Below are 4,019 nucleotides of genomic sequence, written 5' to 3'. Positions count from 1 at the left end.
CGCGGTTCGCGCCGGTTGCTCGGCTAAATGGGTCAGGCGGGGATCGTCCGGGTAATTTCGGAAACGATTCAGCAACGATCGCCCGTAGCCGACGGCCGGCTCGGGGCCGAGTTCGCGCTCGGTGGTCACGACGGAACCGCGATCGGGGTGCGCGCCGGTGTCGGCACGCCTTCCCGCGGCTGATCGGGCCGGGTATTCGATGCGGAAGAGCGACCCGCGTCACAGCTGTGTCGCCGAGCTACTGCCCGGTTATCCCAGTGCAAACAAACCGTAAGTCTGGATTCGGGGATTCTGTCCCTTATCCCCGCATTCGCAAGATCAAGTTTTTTGCAAATTGTCGGTAACTCGACTGTTGAATTCCTCTGAGACATGGTTCACTGGTTCCTGGTCGCAAGCTTCTGTGTTCGAGGGACGGATCGAAAGTCCAAACCATCAGCAGGATCGATGTTGCGAGCGGTGTGCTTGGCGCTTTCCCTGCGGTGATCCCGCAGTGTTTCCCCGCCGGGGGAGACAGTGTTTCCCCGCACGGGGGAGGCCAAGAGTACAGCGGTCGGAACGGGCCCGGTGGACGAACCCAGTTGTCCGCCGTTCCGGTAAGAAAAGAGAAGGAACATAATGGCACAGGGAACTGTGAAGTGGTTCAACGCGGAGAAGGGGTTCGGCTTCATCGCGCCCGAGGACGGCTCCGCTGACGTCTTCGTCCACTACTCCGAGATTCAGGGTTCGGGCTTCCGCACCCTCGAGGAGAACCAGAAGGTCGAGTTCGAGGTCGGCCAGGGCACCAAGGGCCCGCAGGCCACCGGAGTCCGCGCGCTCAGCTGAGCCGCAGCTACAACCAGCTTCGTCCCTCGTCACCGGTATCGGGAGGAGGGACGAGCTGTATCCGGGGCGAGTAGTGCCCGGGGCGAGTAGTGCCCGGGGCGAGTCGTACCGGGGGCGAGTTGAGTGCGAGGCGAGGTGCCGCGCACGGCGGGGGCCGCTACCATCTGCCATCACGTACGCTCGGTGGTTCGGGTCGCACGCGCCCGACCGCTGCCGTGGTCAAGGTATAAACGTCTCTGGTAGCGATGTTGGTAGTCGTCGCTTGCCCCAATGCCGTGCACGACGCCAGGGCGCGTGACGCGGGTTCTCGAGAAGGAAAGGTGTTTTCGCCGGTGGCAACACGAGACCGCAGTGCAGCCGACCAGGGGCGCCCCCTGCGTCGTCTCGTGATCGTCGAGTCCCCCACCAAGGCCCGCAAAATCGCCCCTTACCTGGGACGCAATTACACCGTGGAAGCGTCGGTCGGCCACATCCGCGACCTGCCGCGCGGCGCGGCGGACGTGCCCGCCAAGTACAAGGGCCAGCCATGGGCGCGCCTCGGCGTCGACGTCGACAACGACTTCGAGCCGATCTACGTGGTGAGCCCGGAGAAGAAGTCCAAGGTCGCCGAACTCAAGAGCCTGCTCGCCGACGCCGACGAGCTCTACCTGGCCACCGACCCCGACCGCGAGGGCGAGGCCATCGCCTGGCACCTGCTCGAGACGCTCAAGCCGAAGGTCCCGGTCCGCCGGATGGTCTTCCACGAGATCACCGAGCCGGCGATCCGCGCCGCCGCCGCCGACACCAGGGAACTGGATCCCGACCTGGTCGACGCCCAGGAGACCCGCCGCATCCTCGACCGCCTCTACGGCTACGAGGTCTCGCCGGTGCTGTGGAAGAAGGTCATGCCGAAGCTCTCGGCGGGCCGGGTGCAGTCGGTGGCGACCAGGGTCATCGTGCAGCGCGAGCGCGAGCGCATGGCGTTCCGCTCCGCCGAGTACTGGGACATCGCCGCCAAGCTCGACGCGGGCACCGGCGCGAAGACCGACGGCTCGAACCCGCGCACTTTCGGCGCCCGCCTGGTGAGCGTCGACGGCGCGCGGGTGGCGGGCGGCCGGGACTTCGGCTCCGACGGGCAGCTCAAGTCCGCCAACGGCGTGGTCGTGCTCGACGAGGCCCGCGCCCGAAGACTCGCCGAGGCGCTGGACGGGGTCGACCTGTCGGTCACCTCCGCGGAGTCCAAGCCCTACAGCCGCAAGCCGTACCCGCCGTTCATGACCTCCACCCTCCAGCAGGAGGCCGGTCGCAAGCTGCGCTTCACCTCCGACCGCACCATGCGGGTGGCGCAGCGGCTGTACGAGAACGGCTACATCACCTACATGCGCACCGACTCCACCACGCTGTCGGAGTCGGCGATCGCGGCCGCGCGCGCCCAGGCCACCCAGCTCTACGGCGCCGAGTACGTGCACCCAACCCCGCGGCAGTACACCCGCAAGGTGAAGAACGCGCAGGAGGCGCACGAGGCGATCCGCCCGGCGGGCGACACCTTCGCCACCCCCGGCGAGCTGCACGCGCGGCTGGACAACGACGAGTTCCGGCTCTACGAGCTGATCTGGCAGCGCACCGTCGCCTCGCAGATGGCCGACGCGCGCGGCACCACCCTGACCCTGCGCATCACCGGCGTCGCCGGCACCGGTGAGGAGTGCGTGTTCTCCGCCTCGGGTCGCACCATCACCTTCGCGGGCTTCCTCAAGGCGTACGTGGAGAGCGTGGACGAGGAGGCGGGCGGCCAGTCCGACGACGCCGAGTCGCGCCTGCCCGTGCTGGAGGAGGGGCAGAACGTCACCGCCGTCGAGCTGAATCCCGATGGGCACAGCACGAATCCGCCCGCGCGCTACACCGAGGCCTCGCTCATCAAGGCGCTCGAGGAGCTGGGCATCGGCCGTCCGTCGACCTACTCCTCGATCATCAAGACCATCCTCGACCGTGGCTACGTCTACAAGCGTGGCAGCGCGCTGGTGCCCTCGTGGGTGGCCTTCGCCGTGATCGGTTTGCTCGAGGCGTATTTCGGCCGTCTGGTCGATTTCGACTTCACCGCGGGCATGGAGGACGATCTCGACGCCATCGCGGGCGGCCGGGAGCGGCGTGGGGACTGGCTGGCCAGCTTCTACTTCGGCGGCGACCACGGCGCGGAGGGCTCGGTCGCGCGCTCGGGCGGCCTGAAGAAGATGGTGGGCTCGCAGCTCGACGACATCGACGCGCGCGAGGTCAATTCGATCAAGCTGTTCACCGACGACCAGGGCCGTGACGTGGTGGTCCGTGTCGGCCGGTACGGGCCGTACCTGGAGCGGCTGGTCGTCGACCCGGACGATCCCGACGGCGACCCGATCTCCCAGCGCGCCAACCTGCCCGACGACCTGCCGCCCGACGAGCTGACCGTCGAGGTCGCCGAGAAGCTGTTCGCGACCCCGCAGGAGGGTCGCCGCTTGGGCGTCGATCCGGCGACCGGACACGAAATCGTCGCCAAGGAAGGGCGTTTCGGCCCCTACGTCACCGAGATCCTGCCCGAGCCGGAGGGCGCGAAGAAGCCCGCGGCGAAGAAGGCGGCCGCGGTCAAGCCGCGCACCGGCTCGCTGTTCAAGTCGATGGATCTGGCCACGGTCACCCTCGAGGACGCGCTGAAGCTGCTGTCGTTGCCGCGCGTGGTCGGCGTCGATCCGGGCAGTGGTGAGGAGATCACCGCCCAGAACGGCCGCTACGGCCCGTATCTGAAGAAGGGCAGCGATTCGCGTTCGCTGGCCTCGGAGGATCAGATCTTCACCATCACCCTCGACGAGGCGCTGAAGATCTACGCCGAGCCCAAGCGTCGCGGCGGCCAGTCCGCCTCGGCGGCGCCGCTGCGCGAGCTCGGCACCGACCCGGTGTCGGGCAAGCCGATGGTGATCAAGGACGGCCGCTTCGGACCCTATGTCACCGACGGTGAGACCAACGCCAGCCTGCGCAAGGGCGACGAGGTCGACACCATCACCGACGAGCGCGCCTCCGAGCTGCTCGCCGATCGGCGCGCCAAGGGTGCGGTGAAGAAGGCGGCGAAGAAGACCGCCGCGAAGAAGGCTCCGGCCAAGAAGGCGGCGGCGAAGAAGACGACCGCCGCGAAGAAGACCGCCGCGAAGAAGACCGCCGCCAAGAAGACCGCCGCCAAGAAGACCACCGCCAAG

At 67.8% G+C, this 4,019-nt stretch carries 2 protein-coding genes; both read left to right on the top strand.

Annotated features, from left to right (window positions below; translation table 11 throughout):
- Positions 1 to 615: 615 nt before the first annotated feature.
- Positions 616 to 822, top strand: coding sequence for a cold-shock protein (locus tag QH283_RS00580; RefSeq protein WP_011206895.1), 207 nt, complete (start codon positions 616 to 618; stop codon positions 820 to 822).
- Between the two features lie 332 nt (positions 823 to 1,154).
- Positions 1,155 to 4,019 (top strand): type I DNA topoisomerase (gene topA / locus QH283_RS00575; RefSeq protein WP_280501059.1); only part of this gene is annotated, 2,865 nt, incomplete at its 3' end.

It is taken from the genome of Nocardia farcinica (assembly GCF_029867845.1).
Lineage (GTDB): Bacteria > Actinomycetota > Actinomycetes > Mycobacteriales > Mycobacteriaceae > Nocardia > Nocardia farcinica_A.
Note: the sequence above shows the minus strand (reverse complement) of the source record. Positions and strands in the feature narration are given on the sequence as shown.

Coding starts and splice junctions, on each gene's coding strand:
- QH283_RS00580 (WP_011206895.1), top strand. CDS start 616: ATGGCACAGGGAACTGTGAAGTGGTTCAACGCGGAGAAGGGGTTCGGC.